The 20,171-nt window shown below is 45.4% G+C and carries 17 protein-coding genes; 2 read left to right on the top strand and 15 right to left on the bottom strand.

Features of this window, described 5'->3' with window-relative positions:
- Window positions 1-6: 6 nt before the first annotated feature.
- The 9 genes from ACGHCT_RS09615 to ACGHCT_RS09575 form a co-directional block, all read right to left on the bottom strand.
- A complete protein-coding gene (locus tag ACGHCT_RS09615) occupies window positions 7-2,925 on the bottom strand; it encodes an insulinase family protein (RefSeq protein WP_154263004.1) in 2,919 nt (972 codons plus the stop codon).
- A 215-nt stretch (window positions 2,926-3,140) separates the two neighbouring features.
- Window positions 3,141-3,887: an amidohydrolase family protein gene (locus tag ACGHCT_RS09610; protein WP_154263000.1), complete on the bottom strand. Its 747-nt coding sequence runs from the start codon at window positions 3,885-3,887 to the stop codon at window positions 3,141-3,143.
- Window positions 3,888-3,901: 14 nt separating this feature from the next.
- Window positions 3,902-4,882 (bottom strand): ABC transporter permease, encoded by a 981-nt coding sequence (locus tag ACGHCT_RS09605; RefSeq protein WP_390439739.1) that lies wholly within the window; start codon window positions 4,880-4,882, stop codon window positions 3,902-3,904.
- Window positions 4,882-7,329 carry an ATP-binding cassette domain-containing protein gene (locus ACGHCT_RS09600; RefSeq protein WP_390439736.1) on the bottom strand — a complete coding sequence of 816 codons (2,448 nt, stop codon included), beginning with the start codon at window positions 7,327-7,329 and terminating at the stop codon, window positions 4,882-4,884. Before ACGHCT_RS09600 ends, ACGHCT_RS09605 begins: the two co-directional genes overlap by 1 nt.
- 95 nt (window positions 7,330-7,424) lie before the next feature.
- Window positions 7,425-8,579, bottom strand: coding sequence for an ABC transporter substrate-binding protein (locus tag ACGHCT_RS09595; RefSeq protein WP_256282286.1), 1,155 nt, complete (start codon window positions 8,577-8,579; stop codon window positions 7,425-7,427).
- 346 nt (window positions 8,580-8,925) lie between these two features.
- Window positions 8,926-10,056: a glycerate kinase gene (locus ACGHCT_RS09590; protein WP_390439733.1), complete on the bottom strand. Its 1,131-nt coding sequence runs from the start codon at window positions 10,054-10,056 to the stop codon at window positions 8,926-8,928.
- 24 nt (window positions 10,057-10,080) lie between these two features.
- Entirely contained in the window at window positions 10,081-10,890 is an 810-nt protein-coding gene (locus ACGHCT_RS09585; RefSeq protein ID WP_154262977.1) for an MBL fold metallo-hydrolase, read from the bottom strand.
- Window positions 10,891-10,893: 3 nt separating this feature from the next.
- Entirely contained in the window at window positions 10,894-11,151 is a 258-nt protein-coding gene (locus tag ACGHCT_RS09580) for a hypothetical protein (protein WP_154262974.1), read from the bottom strand.
- Window positions 11,152-11,279: 128 nt separating this feature from the next.
- Window positions 11,280-12,119 carry a DegV family protein gene (locus tag ACGHCT_RS09575; RefSeq protein WP_154262971.1) on the bottom strand — a complete coding sequence of 280 codons (840 nt, stop codon included), beginning with the start codon at window positions 12,117-12,119 and terminating at the stop codon, window positions 11,280-11,282.
- A 161-nt stretch (window positions 12,120-12,280) separates the two neighbouring features.
- Between ACGHCT_RS09575 and ACGHCT_RS09570 the strand changes: the two genes are divergently transcribed.
- Window positions 12,281-12,784: a DUF5721 family protein gene (locus ACGHCT_RS09570; protein WP_390439730.1), complete on the top strand. Its 504-nt coding sequence runs from the start codon at window positions 12,281-12,283 to the stop codon at window positions 12,782-12,784.
- 54 nt (window positions 12,785-12,838) lie between these two features.
- On the opposite strand, the gene htpG is transcribed toward ACGHCT_RS09570, so the two are convergent.
- The 6 genes from htpG to ACGHCT_RS09540 form a co-directional block, all read right to left on the bottom strand.
- A complete protein-coding gene (gene htpG, locus ACGHCT_RS09565; RefSeq protein WP_390439727.1) occupies window positions 12,839-14,899 on the bottom strand; it encodes a molecular chaperone HtpG in 2,061 nt (686 codons plus the stop codon).
- Between the two features lie 134 nt (window positions 14,900-15,033).
- Complete coding sequence (locus tag ACGHCT_RS09560) at window positions 15,034-16,416, bottom strand: sensor histidine kinase (RefSeq protein ID WP_390439724.1); 1,383 nt, start codon at window positions 16,414-16,416, stop codon at window positions 15,034-15,036.
- Entirely contained in the window at window positions 16,404-17,066 is a 663-nt protein-coding gene (locus ACGHCT_RS09555) for a response regulator transcription factor (protein ID WP_072851422.1), read from the bottom strand. The genes ACGHCT_RS09560 and ACGHCT_RS09555 overlap by 13 nt, the downstream gene beginning before the upstream one ends.
- A gap of 56 nt (window positions 17,067-17,122) precedes the next feature.
- A complete protein-coding gene (locus ACGHCT_RS09550) occupies window positions 17,123-17,878 on the bottom strand; it encodes a lantibiotic immunity ABC transporter MutG family permease subunit (protein ID WP_390439722.1) in 756 nt (251 codons plus the stop codon).
- The gene (locus ACGHCT_RS09545; protein ID WP_390439719.1) at window positions 17,875-18,612 is read right to left on the bottom strand and encodes a lantibiotic immunity ABC transporter MutE/EpiE family permease subunit; all 738 of its coding nucleotides are present in this window, start codon (window positions 18,610-18,612) and stop codon (window positions 17,875-17,877) included. The genes ACGHCT_RS09550 and ACGHCT_RS09545 overlap by 4 nt, the downstream gene beginning before the upstream one ends.
- Window position 18,613: 1 nt before the next feature.
- Window positions 18,614-19,318, bottom strand: coding sequence for a lantibiotic protection ABC transporter ATP-binding protein (locus tag ACGHCT_RS09540; protein ID WP_154258970.1), 705 nt, complete (start codon window positions 19,316-19,318; stop codon window positions 18,614-18,616).
- A 150-nt stretch (window positions 19,319-19,468) separates the two neighbouring features.
- Here ACGHCT_RS09540 and ACGHCT_RS09535 point away from each other — a divergent pair, with 150 nt between their 5' ends.
- The gene (locus ACGHCT_RS09535; RefSeq protein ID WP_390439716.1) at window positions 19,469-20,161 is read left to right on the top strand and encodes an HAD family hydrolase; all 693 of its coding nucleotides are present in this window, start codon (window positions 19,469-19,471) and stop codon (window positions 20,159-20,161) included.
- Window positions 20,162-20,171: the final 10 nt, after the last annotated feature.

The raw sequence follows: 20,171 nt of genomic DNA, 5'->3' as shown, positions 1-20,171 counted from the left end.
CTCTTCCTAAAACAGTGGTTTTACTTCTTTAAATAGCTCTTTGTTTTCCTCAATCTTTCCTTCGCCTCCAATGACACAGATTATATTCTGATTCATTATGGCCTCTACAATATCCCCCAGTCTCTGAATATCTTCGACAGAAGCATTCAGAATCTCTTCCCTCTCTGTAAGGATATCCTCCTCTGTGAGTTTACCAAAGTACGCGTTCAGGCTCATGGCCCCTTTTGTGGATGGATTCATAGGAACATCCAGTTCACTGATGGTCCCGATAATATATTTTGTCATCTCTCTCTCATCTGCCTGGAAGCTCCGAATAAATGCAGGAGTCTCACTGAATATCTTCAGCGTATTTTTCAGATGGGGATCTCTGTAGGATACCAGGAATCCGTCCCCGGATCTGCGGAAACCGCTCATGCATCCGTAAGCCCCGCCCTTTACACGGATATTCGTCCAGAGATATTCATAGCTCAAGATCACCTTCAGGATGCGGAGCGCCCCGGTGTAGTGATACCCTGCCTCTTCAAAGTTACCGGCACTGGCCACATATTGTACCTGTCCGGAGGTTTTAAAGCCCTCATTTTTTGGACGGAAGTCATATTTCAAAGCCCCTTTTTCCACAGGCTGTGTATACAGTCCTTCCTTCAGCCCTGCTATCAAAGCCTCGATCCCCTCGTATCCCGCTTCATCAGCAGTATAGCTCACCACCAGATGTTCCGGGCGGAAAATCATCTGCATCAGCTGTTCCAATTTGGAGAATACATCTTCTTTTACCTGTTCAAAATTCTTCTCAATGGTATCGATTAAGTCATAGAATGCAATCCCGCCAATCTGATCCTGGAAATAAGCCGTTCTGGAAAAATACGAGATTGCCCTGAGCATAGCCGAGGAGTGTCCCGCACTGGCCAGGGACATCTGAAGCCTGGATTTCAGTTTGGCAATTATCTCATACAGACGTTTCTCATCCCTCAATCTGGAGGTAAAAAGAATCTCCTCAATCATAGAAAATACAAAGGGAAGTTTACTGTATAGAGCCTTACTTCTCACCCCAAACATATTTTTTGTATCATATCTGTCTTTGGTATTGCCGAAGACCTGGAGTCCGCAGCTTATGCCCCCGGTGTTGGCATTGATCTCGTTAAATAATTCCCCATAGGAATAATGTTCTGTATCCACAAACCCAAGTACGGATTTCAGAATTCCCATGTAGGGTACCAGATGGGAGGGTACATCCTTTGTGTCAAAAAGCAGGGTAAGATACCCGATACCATTAGTGTAGATATTGTGGTGCAGAACCAGCGTATCTCCCACATACTTTTCCGTATTATAAATCTTCGTCCCTTCCCTGGAGATATCGGATCGCTTCAGCATAGGAATACACTTCAGTGCCTCAGGGGACTCCTCCCCTTCCTGGTACTCTGTCAGACGATGCGTTTTTTTCACCAGTTCCTCTATCTCAGCAGATGTAAGAGAAGCTTTGTAAGCTTCCAGTTTCTCCTCCAGCGCCTTTTCCCTGGCAGCTGCCAGTCCCCTTTTTGGATTTACAATCACTACAGAGGCATGGGTGTTATCTAAGAGATACGTCCGAATCAACGCTTCAAAATATCCCTGCCCTGCTTTTTCTTTCAAAAGTTCAAAAATCTTCAGCTGTTCAAGGTGCACAAAAGGTTTTTCATCATCATAAAGCCAGCTGTCAAATACATCAATCCCATACATCAGGCCCTTGGGATAAGATGCATAATCAGCTTCCCGGAAACGGAATTCCATAGAATTAATGCCGGCCGCCACAGCCTTCTGGTCAATGCCTGTCTGTGAAATCTTCTCCAGGGTCTCCCGGATTAAGGCTAAAAACCTATCCTTCTGTTCCGGACGGGCATTTTTGGCGATCACTGAGAAAAACGGCTGGTAAATTCCGTCGTCATAGGATCCCATAATATCCTTGCCTATCTTCTCGTCCAGCAATGCCTGCTTTAGAGGCGCTCCCGGTGCGCTTAACAGCACATAATCCAGTACACTGAATGCAACACAGAGCTCAACATCCAGACTGTCTCCCACTACCACGTTGTAAGACAGATACGTATTCTCTTCCTCCGGCTCATTTTCTGCCACCGGATATTCCAGAACTACCTCTTTTACCTGAGAGAACGCTGGCTGTTTTGGTATCTGGGAAGTTACAGGCATGGCATCATATTTGGACAGATACTCCCGATCCATCCACCTGAGTTTCTCCTCCATGTCCATCTTTCCATAGAGATAGATATAGCTGTTGGAGGGATGGTAATACCTGCTGTGAAAACCTAAGAACTCAGAATACTTCAGGTTTGGGATATCTGCCGGATCTCCCCCGGATTCCACCCCATAGGGGGTATCCGGAAACAGGGAATTTAAAATCGCCCGGTCCAGCACCTCCTCCGGGGAGGAAAACGCGCCTTTCATTTCATTGTATACCACTCCGTTATAGCGTAGGGGATCTTCGGGATTCTCCAACTGGTAGCTCCACCCCTCCTGGCGGAAAATCTCTTCCTTTTCATAGATATTAGGGAAAAATACGGCATCCAGATACACATGCATCAAATTCTGAAAATCCTGATCATTGCAGCTTGCCACAGGATACATGGTCTTGTCCGGATAAGTCATGGCATTCAAAAAGGTGTTTAAAGACCCTTTCACCAGTTCAACAAAAGGATCCTTTAATGGAAAATGCTTGGAGCCGCACAGAACACTGTGCTCCAATATATGTGCCACCCCTGTGCTGTCTGCGGGCGGCGTGCGAAATGCAATATTAAAAACCTTATTCTCATCGTCATTTTCCAGAAGCATAACTCTGGCCCCACTTTTTCTATGCTTCAGAAGGTATCCTCTGGAATGGATATCCGCAATCATCTCCTCCTGAAGTAATTCGTATTCCGGTATCTTTTCTATCTGCATAAACTGCCTCCAATTCTTTTATATTTTTATCTTCTCCCGGATTCCGGGGCTTATTCTAACTGTTCAAAGACGTATCAGGCATATTATACCATTTCCGGATAACTCTCACAAGGCATGGAAAAAGAAACAAGACGTGAAAAAAGGAACAGGAGCTGTTTCTACAGAATTCAGTCCCTGTTCCTTCTATATATTATGAATGTAAAAATGCAGGTAGTTTACAGATCCAGCTGATATACCCTGGCTGTATTTTTGTACAGCACTTTTTCCAAATCCTCTTCCCTGCTGATCACAGAGCGATATTTGGCAAGCTCAACAGGAATCTGATAAATATTATCAGAAGAAAACATAATCTTATCACATCCAACCTGTTTTACCATGTTATTCACTCCAATCACGCCTACCCAGCTCGGTTCCAGATAAACATTCTCGAATTTTCTTGCCAGATAAATAGCCTGCTGATTGTGCATCTCTGAACCTGCATGGGCCAGGATACAGGGAACATCCGGAAAGCTCTCAAGTGCCTTTTCCACACTGATGGGATCCGAAAACGGGATGCCCGCTCCTGTGTGAACCATCAGCGGCACTTTCAGCTCCCTGCACACTTCCCATACGTGAAGGGCATCCTTGGAAGAAGGATGGGTTGCATGACCGATAGGTGTAATCTTAATGCCCACAAACCCCAGCTCTTTGATACATCTGCAGGCCTCTTTGTCATAGTCATCCGGACGGAAGTGGGGGTTAATGGATGCCATTCCCCAGAACTTTTTCTTTGTACTCTTTGTCAGCTCATAGATCCTGTCATGAATGGCCATGTGATCTTCCATATAAATCCTCGGAAGATACGGCTGTACCACAGCTCCATCCACATCATACTTGTCATAAAAGGAAATCAAATCTTCTTCTGACTGTTCCTCATCAAATACCACATCAACACCCAGATGGGCATGTAAATCAATAATCATAGCATAACTCCTTTCTACGCTGTTTTCTCCACAGTTCTTTTTACCTTCTTCTCTACAGCATCCCCGGAACTGAGAAGAAGTACAATGATAATCAATGCTCCTTTTGCAATATTCTGTGCGCCTACGGAGAATCCCATAATCTGCATGGCCGTTACTATCAGTCCCAGGAACAGGCATCCCACCAGAGTTCCCGGTACATTTGCTTTTCCTCCTGATATCAGTGTACCACCAACAACAATACTTGCAACTGTTTCCAGAGTATAAGAATCTCCCATTCCCAGAAGGGCTCCGCCTACCCTTGCTGTAGTGAGCATACCTCCGAAGGCTGCCAGTATACTGGAAAATACATAAGTAAGCATTTCCACCCTGTTTACTTTAATTCCTGCAAGCTTTGCCGCTTCTCTGTTCTGCCCCACTGCCAGAAGTGATTTCCCGTAAGACGTCCGGTTCAGCAGGAACCAAAATCCCACCGCCAGAAGGACTATGAGGAATATCATCAGCTGTACCCCAAATATCCTTGTAGTAACCAGCTTTTGAATCACCGGAGCAATGGCAAAGATAGAAAAGTTTTTGTTAATTAACAGGGCGGCAGTTGTGAGGATATAGTTCATCGCCATTGTGGCAATAATCGCCGGTATCTGGAGATAGATTACCATCACACTGTTCAGGAATCCGATCACCGCTCCGAGTACCACAATAACAAGAATTGCCAGAGGAACATTTTTATTCTCCCCGTTAATAATACTCATAGAGACAAATGCCATTAGAGTCAGCACTCCTGGTATAGAGAGATCGATAGCCCCCCGCCCGGAGGTTACTACCAGCATCTGTCCGAAGGCAAGGATTGCCAAAAATGCTGCTGTATAAGCATTGGATAAAAAGCTTTCCAGATTCAGCCTGCCCGAAGAGATACCCATTACAAACCACAGAAGGAAAGCGCCTACTGCTGCCCACACCCAGTTGTTTTCTTTTATATATTTTTTAACTTTCTTCATTACTGCAGTTTCTCCTTTCTCAGCAATCTAAAGGAAAGAATTAAGATTAATACCAGTCCCTGGATTGTAGCTGTATAATCTGTACTCACTTTTAAAAGTCCCAGCAGTACGCTCACCATAGTGAGGGAAATACCCCCGAACACAGCTCCCACATGTGTTACCACACCGCCGGAGAAGTAACCGCCTCCGATGATGACCGCCGCAACTGTAAGCATAGTGTAAGTTGCAGATGCATTGACATCCGAAGCTCCCGTAATTGCAGACTGTGCAATACCTCCCATCATGGCAAAGATACCAGCAATCAGATAGGTAGCCCAGTATGCCCTGGCTTTTGACCAGCCGCTGTTTCTCATCGCGGTATCGTTGTTTCCGAAGCCCCGCATTACCGTACCGTATCTGGAACGGTAGATTAGAATCGCCAGTATGATAAAAAGAATCAGCCAGATCAATATTCCCTGGAGTACCGGATTATTGGCATTGAAAAGATGAACCATCCATTCCGGAACATGACCGCCCGGTACATCCTGAAGCACATACGCCATGCCTGTCCATACAAAAGACATGCCCAGGGTTACAATAATGGGCGGAACGCCTCTCCAGTAAATGATCAGTCCCATGCAGGAATAAACCAGAAGCAGTCCCAAAAGACAGAGAATCCCTAATGCATTATTCTGATCCAGAATAGTTGCGCACACTACGTTTACAAGGCCCATAAAAGCGCCCACGCCCAGGTCAATATGTCCAAGTCCGATAGCAAACGTCTGTGCCAGGGCTGCAAATATAAATGGGGTAAATCCTACTGCCAACAATTCCACGCCAAATTTTGTAAATATGGACGGTGAGAGCGCCCCGCATACTACATATAGAATTAACATGGCAATCAGTGCAAGGAGATAAAGCTTCGGAGACTTTGCTTTCTTTTTCTCCAGATTTTCTGCTTTTTTCTCATTGTTCTGAAATGCCAGCTTCAGCATAGAAGAATGCTCAAACTCATCGTGGTTAAATTCCCCGGCCACACTGCCTGCATTCAGGACAAACAGTCTGGTGCAATACTCCAGTTCGGCATCATCTGATGTTCTCCAGATAACCAGTTTCCCTTCTTTTGCCGCTTCCTGGAATACGCCGTAGAGCTCTTTTTTCGTCCCTACATCTACACCTCTGGTCGGATCGTCCAGAAGGATAATGTCAGCATCCACCGCCATAGCCCTGGCTATCAGTACCTTTTGCTGGTTACCGCCGCTGAGGCTGGTAATCAAATCTTCATTGGAGGCACATTTTGTCTTCAGACGCTGGTTCCACTGTTCTACAATCTCATTGGTTCTGCCGGTAGAAATAGGTGCAAACAAAGCTCCACGTGCTATTTTTGAGATAATGGTGTTGTCTGTGATAGACCATAAGGGAAAAATACCCTCCTTTTTTCTGTCTCCGGCCACATAGGCAACCTTTCCCTGTATATGCAAACCTGCTTTTTTCTTCTTCGCCTGAAAGAAAACCTCCTGGAGGAACTCCAGCTGTCCGTTGCCCTCCAGCCCTGTCAGGGCAATTATCTCTCCTCCGTACATTTCCTTGGAGATTTTCTTCAGCATACCATTCGAATAATTATCAAAAGCAACTTTTATATTCTTGTTAATTTCAATGGGAGCCATTGCTGACTTTTCTTCTTCCGCCGTCTTTTCTCCCACAACCCCGTCGCCCATGCGGGCTACCATATCCTCTTCGCTGGTTTCCCCGATAGGGCACTGATATTTCTCCGCTCCGTTCTGCATGATGAAGATTCGGTCAGCCAGGAACATTATTTCTTTCAGCCTGTGAGAAATATAGATATACGAGATACCCTCCCCTGCACTTTTCTTTATGTAGTCCTGAAGCTGAGATGTCTGCTCCGCGGGAAGAGAGGAAGTCGGTTCATCCAGCACCAGCATCTTCACCTCAGAGTCACTGGTGGCCCGGGCAATCTCAACCATCTGCTGCTGTGCAATACTTAGAGTGGCAAGACCTGCATTCACATCAATGCCGTGATCCGGAAATACCCGGTCCAGGGCTTCTCTCGCCATTTCCTTTGCCTGTTTCCGCCATTTCATATCCTTTTTGTCGAACCTCTGAAACTGCTCAATATAAAAGTTCTCGTATACTGTAAGATTTTTACACAGAGACAGTTCCTGGTGAACCACACGGATGCCTTTTGTTCTCGCCACTGCCGGAGTATATTTATTCATATCCACAGCTTCTCCCTCAATGGAGAGCGTACCTTCATTAGATGTAATAACACCGGAGAGGATTTTAGTCAACGTACTTTTTCCTGCTCCGTTGCCTCCTACCAGGGCAAGCACCTCGCCCTTTTTCAGCTCGATGCTCAGGTGATTTACTGCTGTTGTGGGACCATATATCTTCAGCAGATTCTCCGCTTTCAGGAAAAGTTCCTGCTGTCCCTTTGTTTCTGTCTGCATTTCCAATCCTTTCACCATGCCTTTCGTTTATTTTAAAAGAGGCTGCCGCAAATGTGAAACTCACTTTTACGACAACCTCTTGGCTTATGATTTAATTATTTTGCCGCGTCAATGATATTTTCAATCACATACTCATTTGTGAAATCCGGGGAAACAAAGGTGCCTGCCGACATTCCCTCATATTCGCTGAGATTATCTACTGTGATATGAGGAACAGCAATCATCATTTCCTCCGGCACGTCATAGCCATTTAAAATATCAAGGGCTGTCCAGAATGCTGCCGCGCCGCAGCCTGGTGTGGAACCCTGGCTTAATGTCTCATAACCATCTTTGCTCATCCACCAGTTAATAAATTCAGCTGTGTTATCTCCGATAATAATCGGTGTCTCTCTGCCGGACTGTTCGAATGCATTGACAGCACCGATAGCATCTCCGCCGCAGTGGGTAATCACGGCATCCACATCCGGGAGTGAAGGCAGTACCTTTGTCAGTTCTTCCTGTGTCTTAGTGGCACTGGCCTCGCCGATTACTTCCTGGACAATCTTGAGATCCGGATAATTTTTAATAGCCTCTGTAATGCCTGCATAAATTCCCTGATCAGGAGCTGCACCGGATACGCCTCTTACAACAACCACATTTCCTTTGCCGCCCAGCTTCTCTGCCACAAATTCCACGCTGTCTTTTCCAATCTGCTGCCAGGGATAATCCATGGTATACACACCCTCTAAATCAACAATGGAATCGAATGCTACCACTTTAATGCCTGCATCCAGAGCCTTCTGAATCGTACTGTTTAAGGCTGTGGGAGATGCCGCACAGATACAAATTGCATCTACGTTGCTCAGAATAAAGCTGTTGATCTGAGCAATCTGTGAGTTGACCGTATTATCACCATTCTGTACTTCGTAATCCTTTATGTAGCCTGCAGCCTTTGCCTCATCTGCTGCTTTTGTAAAGGCCTCTACCATCTGTTTCCGCCAGGTATTGCCGAAGTAGGAGTTAGAAAGGCCGATTACATAATCACCTTTTTTTAATACTCCTGATGCGTCTGCGGAAGCAGTATCGCCTGCGTCGTCAGCGGATGCATCCTCTTCCTTGTCTGCAGCCTGGGTACTTTCTGTGTCCTTTGCTTCCTCTGTTTTGCTTGTGTCTGCACTTGCAGAATCAGAACCGCCGCCGGAACCACATCCAAACAACATTGTTGATGCCATTGTCATGCAGATTAACATGCTCAATACCTTCTTTTTCATACCATCCATCGCTCCTTTTCTTTTCATTATGGTCAAATTGTCGTCTGACCGTTATATAATTATACGTTTGATGTTTAATGTATATCATATATTTATAACAATGTCAATGCTTTGCATAATTTTTTTTTACTATTTCCCTATACTTTATACAATTTCCACAAATTTTGACGACAAATTTCTACAAATAATTTTATGATTTCCTCATTCATTTCATTAGACGTATTATCTTTTCTGACCGTCACCCCCCTCATCTCACATATTTACATTCAGACATGCTGTGGCCCAAACGCAAAAAAGAGGTATCGTGAAGTAAATTCATACCTCGCGATACCTCTTTATTTTTCTCTTACTTTCCTGCGGCCATATAGAATCGGATCAAAGAATCCACCGTCCCGGTAAGATTTTCTTTGCTCTTATATCGGGATACAGAGAAATCCTCAGCCGTTCTGTTAATGCTGAAAATCGCATTGACTCCAAGCTCATATGCACCTTCTGCACCGTCTCCAATGGAACCTACGACAGCGGTTACCGGCACGCCCAGCCGTTTTGCACGCTCTGCAATTCCGATGACGACTTTGCCTCCAAGGCTCTGGCTGTCTATTCTGCCTTCTCCGGTAAATACCATATCAGCCCCGGCTGCCAATTCTTCAAAATGAATCATATCCAGTACTGTCTGAATCCCTGATTTTAGTTTACCGCCCATAAAGGCCACGATTCCGGCACCCAATGCGCCAGCAGCCCCGGCTCCCTCCATACGCGACACATCTGCTCCCAAATCCTTCTGTATAAGCTCAGAGAGATAAATAAGCTGGCTGTCCAGTTCCTTTACCATCTCCGTGTCCGCCCCTTTCTGGGGCGCAAAGATGTAGGCTGCCCCCTGGGGGCCGTACATAGGATTGTTAATATCGCACATAGCTGTAATGGAAACACCTTCTAAAAGCTTTCTTGTCTCGCTGTTATCAATGGATACAATTTCTTTTAAAGTACCCCCTGCAGGAATAAAGGATTCTCCCTCTGCATTCCGAAATACGGTTCCCAAAGCTGCGGCCGCACCGGTTCCCCCGTCATTGGTTGAACTGCCGCCCAGCCCGATTACAATATCCGTGCAGCCATTTTCCACGGCATGTCTGATCATCTGTCCGACTCCATATGTACTGGTAACTTTGGGATTTAATCTGCCCTCCGCCTGCGGAAGTCCTGCCGGCTGTGCCATCTCCAGAATTGCCTGGCTTCCCACCTTCGCATAGTATACATCCACCGGCTCCATATAAGCATTCTGTACCCGAAGCTCCACCTTCTCTGCATCAATGGCATATAAAAAACAGTCCACGGTTCCCTCCCCGCCGTCAGCTACAGGCACTGCTTTCACCTGACAGTCCGGATAAAACTCCAGTACTTTCTCTTTGATAATATCGCAAATCTCTATGGAACTTAAGGTGCCCTTAAATGAATCGGGCATAATCACACATTTTTTCATCACATGCTCCTCCTGTTAATCTCATTACTCAGACAAAATAATTTTTTCCTGGTCATAGGGCACATACAGATTGCCTGAATAATACTCTTTACCTTCTCTCATATAAAGCACTTTTCGGTTTTCATAATTTTTATCTTCCGTATGCCAAAGCACAAGATTCTCAATCCCCAGTCTGTCAGCAAGTTCACAGGCATCCTTGACTGTGCTGTGATGCTTCTCATAGGGTTTAAAAATATCCGCCTGGGAATCGAGACAAAATGCCTCATGAAGCAGCCATGCGCTGCCACGCACCTGCACTTCGTTGGCATCATTATATGGTTCATCCCCGGCACAGGTTAACTTTTTCCCGTTTTTCAGTACCGTGGTAAACCCGAATTGCTTTGCCTTTGTTGAGTGAATATCAAAAAATTCCACATCATAGCCAATAATGTTTCTATGCTCTCCATCCTCCACAGGAACCAAAAAAATTCTCTTTCCCAGCATTTTATAGAATTTTCCCTGAATCGTCAGCCGTGCTATAGTGTCTATGGTCTCTATGAGATCCGGATGGCAGTAAATGTTGCATTCCCCCTCATAAGTGCCCTTTTTCATTCCGGTGGCTATGAGGCGGATCATCCACACAATCCCCAGAAGGTGGTCACAGTGTTCGTGGGTGATAAAAATATCATGGATACCGGCAATGGGTACCTCTGCATTTTCCAGAGCAGCCAGAATTCCGTTTCCCCCTCCAGTGTCAATCAGCCAGTACCTCTCATCCCGTTCCAGTACAAAACAGGTATTAAAGCATTTGGTCACTACGGCGTTGCCGGTTCCCAGCACAACAAGTCTTTCCATTTATTATTCCTCTCCAGCTGCTGACAGGCCCTGAAGATAATCATTAATTGCAGTGACATCCATCTCCGTAGTAACCTGTTCAGCCGCACCTTCTTCTCTTGTCAAAGAACGGTACCCAGAAAAGCCAATCCATCCCACAATGACCAGACATACCAAAGCAACACCGGCCCTCTGCAGCATACTGATGCGCTTTTGTTTCTTCATAATCTTTTCCCGGTTTGCTTTATCCTGTTTATATTTATCTACTTTTTCCTGACTCATGCGTATCTCCTTATCCTTTTTAAAATAAGATTTATTCCGTATGGAACACCATACGAAATTATTATACTATATTTCACAAAAAAATGCTCATTTTTTTATGAGCATTTTTAAAAAATTTATTCTTTTTTTTACAGAACTACAATAATGCCTCCGTCATTGGCATACATACTGCTTACCCCTGCAGTGTCCATGATTATCACATCTTTCACCTTAATCTTCTGCAGAATGGCATCCCGCACCATATACGCCCGTTCCGGACAGTTGCAGTGAGTAATACCCAGAATCCTGCCCGCACTGTCCGATGCTTTCTCTACTACATAGTCGACCATTTTTACAAGAGCCCTGTTCATCCCCCTTGCCTGATCCAGCTGACAGATGGTCCCTTCGCCGGTGGCGCCCATAACAGGCTTAATCTTGAGGGCCGTTGCCACAAAAGCCTTCAGATTACTGAGCCTTCCGTTTTTTCTCAGGGTTTCCAGGCTCTCCAGGACAAAATACGTATTCTGTTCCGCGATATATGCCTCAACCGTGTCAATAATATCATCAAAATCCATTCCCTGGGCTTCGCATTCTTCAATCTTCAGGGCTATCAGGGTTTCCCCCACGGAAGCAGATCTGGAGTTAAACACGTAAATCTGCTTTTCCGGATTTTTTTCATGGACCAGATTCATTCCCAGCACTGCACTGTTATAGGAACCGCTTAATTCTGACGACAGTGTGACTGCATACACATGATCCGCGTCGCTTTCAAATGCTTTCATATATCTTTCAGGAGAGGGACAGGAAGACTTTGGACAGTTAGGACTTTCTGCCACTCGTTTCAGGAAGTATGCCTGATCAAATGTTTCGTCATCTATAATATCTTCTCCGTCTACCGTAAGAGTCAGAGATGCTCTATCAAAGCGTGGATCCGCCTTTAATCTTTCTGGTAATTCTCCGCAGCTATCAATTACAACTTTATAACTCATATCGTCCTCTTTTCTATACTATGTAGTATCAAATACCATGTTTTATCTTATCACAAAAGATATTTTTTGAAAAGGCCTTTTTACCGGAAAACTCTAGGATTTTTTAAGTTTTTGTTTTATAATAATCCGGTATGTAAGTTAACTCGAAAGGAAAGATACCAATGATTGCTCTGAATATCCTGGATATCAGGAATTTTATGTCTAAATTACTGGGCGGGAACTCTTTTGATACCTTCTGGTTTGTGGAAGCTTCGATTACCACCTATGTGACCTTTACCATAGACGGGAACCTGCACAAAGAATTTTTTGACTCCTCCCTGGCAGACTCTCTGCGTCTTGAGGAGAGAGATTATACTTTATGGAAAGAAGTAAAACCCTTCTGCTTTTCTATTATGCGTGGAAAGCATACCCCTCTGCATTTTAAAATCATTTTCCGTCTCTCCCCGGAACATACTGCTGTACTGCTGACAGACAGGAAGCTAGCTTACCGGCCTGAGGAGATCAACGGCCTGTTCCTGAACTTCCAGTATGACGGCCGTCAGCTTACCTGCACCACCGGAACCTCCCTGAAGGTTTTCACAATGGATAAATCACTGGATTATGCCTGGGATGATATGCTCAAAGACTTCTTTAAACGGGAGGAAATCACAGTACAACCCCTATAAAAAGGCCCCGGAATCTTTCTGTAAGATTCCGGGGTCCTTACCTTTTATCCTCTTTTATTTGGCCAGAAGCATCATAATCTCATTGCTTCTTGCAATGAACTTTGTCATTGCCTCCGGTGCCAGCTGTTTATGGCTGAGCATCGCCAGATCGTAGAGCTGTTCACAGAACAGTTTGACATTGTCACCCTCTTTATGGTCCAATACGTACTGTACCAGCTTGTTATTAGCATTCAGTATTAAGGTCTCACTGCTTCCAAACATACCAGGGTCCATGCCATACATATTGTACATTTTCATCATATCCTGCATTCTTCTGCTTTCCTCAGATAAGGTCATCATAGAAGAAATATTCTCATTTTTCAGCTTTTCTACCTTTACTTCCAGCTTTTCGTTGTCCAGAGCCTTTCGGAATACTTCTGTGAGTGTCTTTGTCTCTTCCTCTAGCTCAGCCTGGCTGTCCTCTTTTACGGATGCATCCAGCTCAGAATCTATTCTCTGGAACTTAACTTCTTCTTTCAACTGCTCCACATGGGAGATGAACGGCGCATCAATGTTGTGCTTCAGAATCACTGCGTCCAGCCCCTCTTCCCTGAACATATTGATATACTGGCTCTGCTGGATCTCGTCTGTCACATAATATACCGTGGTTTTCTCCGGCTCTTTCTTTTCCTCCCCATCGTCAGAGGTCTCCGCTGCCTCCGTACTTTCCTTTGGCGCTTCCTCTTCCTCTGTCTTGTTTTCTTTGATGCAGTCCTCCAGCGTCAGATATTTCCCGTCGATGTTTTTATAGAGAATATAATCCATCATCTTCTCTGAGAACTTCTGATCCTTCAGACATCCGAATTTGATAAATGGGCTGATGTCGTCCCAGTATTTCTCGTAAGACTCTCTGTCCGTCTTGCACATACCTGTTAACTTATCAGCAACCTTTTTGCTGATATAGTCGGAGATTTTCTTTACAAATCCATCGTTCTGAAGCGCGCTTCTGGAGACATTCAGCGGCAGATCCGGACAGTCAATGACACCCTTCAGAAGCATAAGGAATTCAGGAATTACTTCTTTAATATTGTCCGCGATAAATACCTGGTTATTATAAAGCTTTATGGTACCCTCGATGGAATCATACTCCGTGTTAATTTTGGGGAAGTAAAGAATACCTTTTAAGTTAAAGGGATAGTCCATGTTCAGATGAATCCAGAACAGGGGCTCTTTGTAATCCATAAATACTTTTCGGTAAAAGCTCTTGTAGTCCTCCTCAGAGCAGTCGTTGGGATGCTTCATCCACAGAGGATTCGTGTCGCTTAAAGATACCGGACGTTTGTGAATTTTCACTTTATCTCTGGCAGGGGAAACCTCTACGACTTCTTTTTCCCCGTTTTCGTTCTCTTTCTCCTCTGTTTTTGCTTCCTCATGAATATGCTCTACAACAACATCGTCATCTCTTAAGTCCTGTTCATCAATGGTCTCAAATTCCTGCTCTGCATTGGCTTTGGACAGGAAGATTTCTACCGGCATAAAGGAGCAGTACTTTTCTATAACTTCCCGTGCCCGGTACTCGTTGGCAAACTCCAGGCTCTCTTCATTCAGGAACAAGGTAATCTCTGTTCCCACAGTTGTCTTATTTCCTTCTCCGATTTCATACTCGGTTCCTCCGTCACACTCCCAGTGAACGGGAACCGCCCCTTCTTTATAAGAAAGCGTATCAATATGAACCTCATCAGCAACCATGAATGCTGAGTAAAAGCCCAGACCAAAGTGTCCGATAATCTGATCGTCGTTGGTCTTGTCCTTATATTTCTCTAAGAATTCAGTGGCACCGGAAAATGCAATCTGCGTAATATACTCTTCTACCTCATCGGCCTCCATACCGATACCGGTATCTATGAACTTCAAAGTCTTCTCATCCGGATTAACGATAACCTCTATCTTGCTCTTATAGTCCTCCGGGAGACTGTATTCTCCCATAATCTCTAATTTCTTTAACTTTGTTATGGCGTCACATCCGTTGGAAATCATCTCACGGAAGAAGATATCATGATCGGAATACAACCATTTCTTAATGATTGGAAAAATGTTTTCACTGTTAATTGATAAATTACCACGTTTATTATCCATGATAGTGGTCACTCTCCTTTTCTGCTGAATTTCTATGTTCTTTCGCTTTTCCTCTGATTTGTTTATCTGGAATTTATTTTAATACCCTCCTATGGAAAAGTCAAGAGAAAATTAGCACTCATTTTGATTGAGTGCTAACAAACCATTGATTCAGGAATTTTAATTGTAACCTCTGCGCCTTTAAGATAGTCTGCGTTCGTAAGAATTAGTTCGCCTCCATGTCTTTTTGCCACCATACTGGCAATATATAACCCCATGCCATAGTGCAGATTAGAAGAACGGCTTTCGTCATCCATATAAAATTCTTTTGCTGCGTTTGTGAGAGCTTTAGGAGAGAAGCCAGGTCCGGAATCGCTTACACGGAACACTGCCGTGCGGTCCTTTACAGCAGCATAGAATGCTATGGTGCCTCCTTGGGGGGTAAAGTCTGCGGCATTAGAAAACACATTTAACAGAGCTCTGTGTAACAGCCCCTGATGGATGTGGAGGGTTGCGGGCAGTTCACCTGTGTCCCAGCGCAGTTCTATTTCCTTAGCCGTCAGCAGCCCTTCTACCGTAACATACAGTTCCTCCAGAAATGCCCGGGTGTCCACACAGCGGATCTCTATGGGAGCACCGCTCTCTGTATGAGAGATATCTATGAGTGCTTTCACATAATCCTGCATGGTCTGTATGCTGCTCTGGATATATCCGCAGTACTCCTCCTGTTCCTCTGTCAGTTCTGATTCATGAAGCAAATCAGTATTGCCCCTGATAATCGTGAGAGGCGTTTTCAGGTCATGAGCCAGCGAAGCCATCTGTTCCTTCCTTGACTGCTCCAGCTTCCACTGCCTCTCCAGAGACTCTTTCAAAGCTATGCGCATCTGCTCCATGGCATTAAGTACCGTATTGATCTCTTTAATGCTGCTTGTCATCATAGAGAATTCCAATTCCCGGTTTTGTATCTTTCCGGCTGCCGATATCAAAGGATGCAGCTTTTTCTTCAGAGAACGGCCAAAGCAGACAGAGATAAAACACGTGTAGGAGAGCAGAATCACAAGCACTGCTGTCAGGATCAGATTTTGTGGATTGGGAAGATACCTTCTAAGTTTCGCTGATTTAAACTGGGGCATTATTTGAAATCTCAGTACACAATACCCGTCAGCTACCGGAGCAACTTTATAGTAATTTCCCAGCCTGTCCGCACTCTTTCCCCGGACAGCGCTCCATGCATATCCGCTCTCTCTTTTTCCGATGCTTCCCTCACGCATGGTTCCATCCGGATCAAACACCGCATACTGGCACAATTCCGGAATGTCCTCCTTAGTTACCTGTCCTGCAGCGGCTATCTGGCCGCAGGCCCGGTCAGCCTCCTTCTGTGCATAATCAGCAGCATAGACCATCTGGTTAAAAACAAGAGTATTAAATATACAGACGGCACAGAAGGCGGTCAGCAGTGCCCCCGCACAGAGATACATGAAATATTTTAAAAAGAACAGGCTTAGGGAGACTGCTCTTTTTTGCTTTATACTTCCCATTTATATCCGATCCCCCATACTGTTTTGATAGGCGAATACTCTGCCTGTTCTAATTTTATTCGAATATTTTTAATATGCGTAATAATAGTAGAGTCATTGCTTTCCCCGTCATATCCAAATACATTTTCATATATCTGTTCTCTGGAAAACACCTGACCTTTGCTGCGGGCCAGAAATTCGCATATTTCATATTCGGCAGGTGTCAGCTGCATAACCGTGCCGTTCACCGTCAGCTCTTTGGATGACAGATTAAACTGTGCGTTGGGAACTGAAAGCCGTACATAATGTTCACGGTGTTCCCTGCGCAGATGCGCTCCTATCCTGGCCCGAAGCTCATTCGCACCAAAAGGTTTGCAGATGTAATCGTCGGCTCCGGTCTGCAGCCCGTACACAAGACTCTGCTCCTGCGTCTTAGCTGTAAGAAACAAAATCGGACAGTCTGTCTTGCCCCGAATTTCTTTACACACGGTAAACCCATCCTTCCCGGGCATCATGATATCCAATAATATCAAATCAAATTGCTCTAACTGTACGGCTTCAAGCATCTGAGAATCGGAGACGACGGTCACCTGGTGCCCGTCCCTGGACAATATTTTCTGTATCATTGTTAAAATTGCGGTTTCATCATCTACTGCTAAAATATTTGCCATCTCTATCTATTCTCCTTTTATAAAAATTATACCCTCAAGTAACTCACAAGTATAGGTTAATCATTAATTTTACGTCCGTCCCACCTGGAAAACCAGAGTACTCCCGCAAGCAGGGACAGGATGGTAAATCCTACGCATACTGCAGCGGCAGTCTTTCCCCGGACTGCAGAGAGAGGATCCAGTATGCCCCGATATTTCTGCAGATACAGACCCGGAAACCTGGAAATCCACGCACACGGCACATACATCCAGATATAAGTCCCCAATCCGGTAAGCAAAAGGGCGGACACCAGGCTTTCTACGATCCCCAGTCCTACAGAAATTCCTTTGCCAAACCGCAGGCTTAGAAACAAATGCCAAGTGTATAATGAAATACTGCTCACAAACAGCACCATCCCCGCCTTCCAGTAAACCCAAAACCCTGCCTCAGTTCTTCCCAGCAGACAGATATTTCCGGCTCCGAACATTCCGCTGGCCATGAATATTGCTGCTGCTTCAAACACAAGAAGCTGCAGCAGTTTGCTAATGAAAGACACTGCCCGGCAGGGGACGGACAGCATATTCTGCAGGACCCCGGAAGCAGTTTCTTGTTCTGCGGCTATCGCGGAAAACACTCCCAGAAGAATGGGAAGAGCAACTCCCAAAACCTGAAAATAGGCCTCTAACTTAGAGACAGGATTCCAGGGCGCAAATGCGTAATATGTCAAAAAGACAGCTGCTGTTCCTGCCGGAACTAATCCATGTGCCCCCCGCACTCCCAGCCGCCTTGTTTTCATTACATCAGCTTTTATATACCGAACCAGCTGTCTCATGCTTCTCCCTCCCTTCCAGCAAACCATCGGACTGTAAAAAAGGTCAGGACCACAAGCCACAGGAGTGATAGAAGAACGCCGGGAACAATCACCCCCATACCTAAGAGCGGGCTTCCTTTTGGAACAGGCAGGCCGTTGGGCTGAATTCCCAGCACCGGACACATCAGGCGCACCGGAATAGCGGAAGGACAAATCCACCAGATCTTTGTATCCGCAAGAGCCGCCACTCCCCCAGCAGACAGTGCCATGCCGGAAAAAATACAGGCGAACAGCCCAAACCTTGCACTCAAAAACAAATAAAACGGTATGGCCCAGAGATAGGATATGCTAAGCAGCAGAGCCCCAAAAACGCCTTTCCCAGGAGATATGGTGGTTCCAAACACCATTCCTCCCACAAGTGAACCCAAAAAAATAAGGATATTTGACAGAAGAAGGCATACACTGCAGTATATTATTTTTCCCATCCAGCCGGCTCCTGCCGGAATGCCAAGTGACAGCATCGTACTGAAGTTGAGTTCTTTGTCCTTCTGTATGCACAGGTAACAGAGTATGGCCATCATGCCAGGAAGCAGCATAGTATACCACCAATTCCATGTACCGGCGGGGAGGGCATTCTCAATACCGCCTGTCAGAGACAGTACGAGGAGAAGGGTAATCGCCGGAGTCACCACCGGCAGTTTACTGCCAATGGTATGCTTTAATTTTAGGTGTTCTGTTTTTGTTAAACTCCACATATTATACGCCTCCCCTCCTATTTTCCTTCACTACATCCATAAACAGGCCCTCGAGATCCTCCCCAGGCTGAATTCTTCCGCAGTAACCCAGCACGCCCCCGGCCATAATCCCAATATGGTCTGCTGTCTGCACTACCTCCGAGAGGATATGGCTGGATAATATGACTGTGATTCCTTTCTCCGGAAAGGAAGTAATCAGCTCTCTGAGCTCCTGGATTCCTATGGGATCCAGACCGTTTGTCGGCTCGTCTAAAATCAGTAACTTGGGGTCATTTAAAAGAGCAAGGGCAATCCCCAGCCGCTGTTTCATTCCCAATGAAAAATGTCCTGCTCTTTTCTTACCCGTATTTTCAAGTTCTACGGTATGCAGCACTGGGGCGATGCAAGTGTCAGGCAGTCCCAAAATTGTTGTCCTGACCTTCAGGTTTTCCCACGCTGTAAGATTTTGGTACACAGGGGGCGTCTCAATCAGAGCGCCTATCTGCCCCAGATCCTTTCTGCTCCAGGGATGACCGCGGAACAATATATCCCCCTCACTTGGGTGAAGCATCCCTGCAATCATCTTCAGCACCGTTGACTTTCCAGCCCCGTTCGGCCCCAGGAGACCATAGATAGAGTTTTCCTGTATTTTCAGGGATAGGTGGTCCACCGCGGTCTGCTGCCCAAAGCGCTTCGTCAGATTTCTGGTTTCTAAAATTTCCCTCATAATAAAATCCTCCATTCATTGTCTAACTTCAAATATAAACATAACAGTTAAATATGAAGAAATGCTGAAGACAGAATCCCTTTTTCTTCCCGGCCGCTTATGGTATACTATGCAATAAACTTATCAATCAAATTTAAGCGAGGTACATACATGAATAAGGCTATTTTCTGGGACTTTGACGGAACATTAGTCCACTCTCAGCACCTTTGGAGCAATGCGATCTATGAAACTCTGCTTCACTATATTCCTGACACGCCGGTAACTTTTGAGGAGATACGGGCTATGACCTTTGATCTCTATCCCTGGGATACCCCGAATGCGGATTTTACACAGATCACAGGAAGCCGCTGGTGGAAGCACATGGAAAGAAGGTTCTCTGATAAGTATGTAGAGGCAGGGGTTCCTTTGGATACTGCACAGCAGGCAAGTACCCACATCAGGGAAAAGATCCTTCAAAAAGAAAAATACCATCTGTATGAGGACACGCTTTCTGTCCTTGATGCCTGCCGGATGCTGGGGTATCGCAATTACATCTTATCCAATAATTATCCGGAACTGCCGGAAATGGCCAAAGCTCTGGGACTTACCTCTTTTTTTGACGGCATTATCGTCTCAGGGCTGGTGGGATATGACAAACCCAGAAGGGAAATCTTTCAGATTGCCCTAGAGACTGCTGACTTTCCCGAAGTCTGCTATATGGTAGGGGATAACCCAGTTGCTGATATACAAGGCGCACGCCAGATGAAGATTCCCGGCATACTGGTCCACCGGGGAGAACACCCGGATGCTGACCATTGCCTGGACACCCTCACCCAGCTCCTATCCATTCCCGGTTTCCGGTAACAAAAAAATA

Origin of the sequence: Lactonifactor longoviformis (assembly GCF_042848515.1) — a bacterium.
In the GTDB taxonomy this organism is placed as follows: domain Bacteria; phylum Bacillota; class Clostridia; order Lachnospirales; family Lachnospiraceae; genus Lactonifactor; species Lactonifactor longoviformis.
This window is presented reverse-complemented; position numbering and strand designations above follow the sequence as displayed.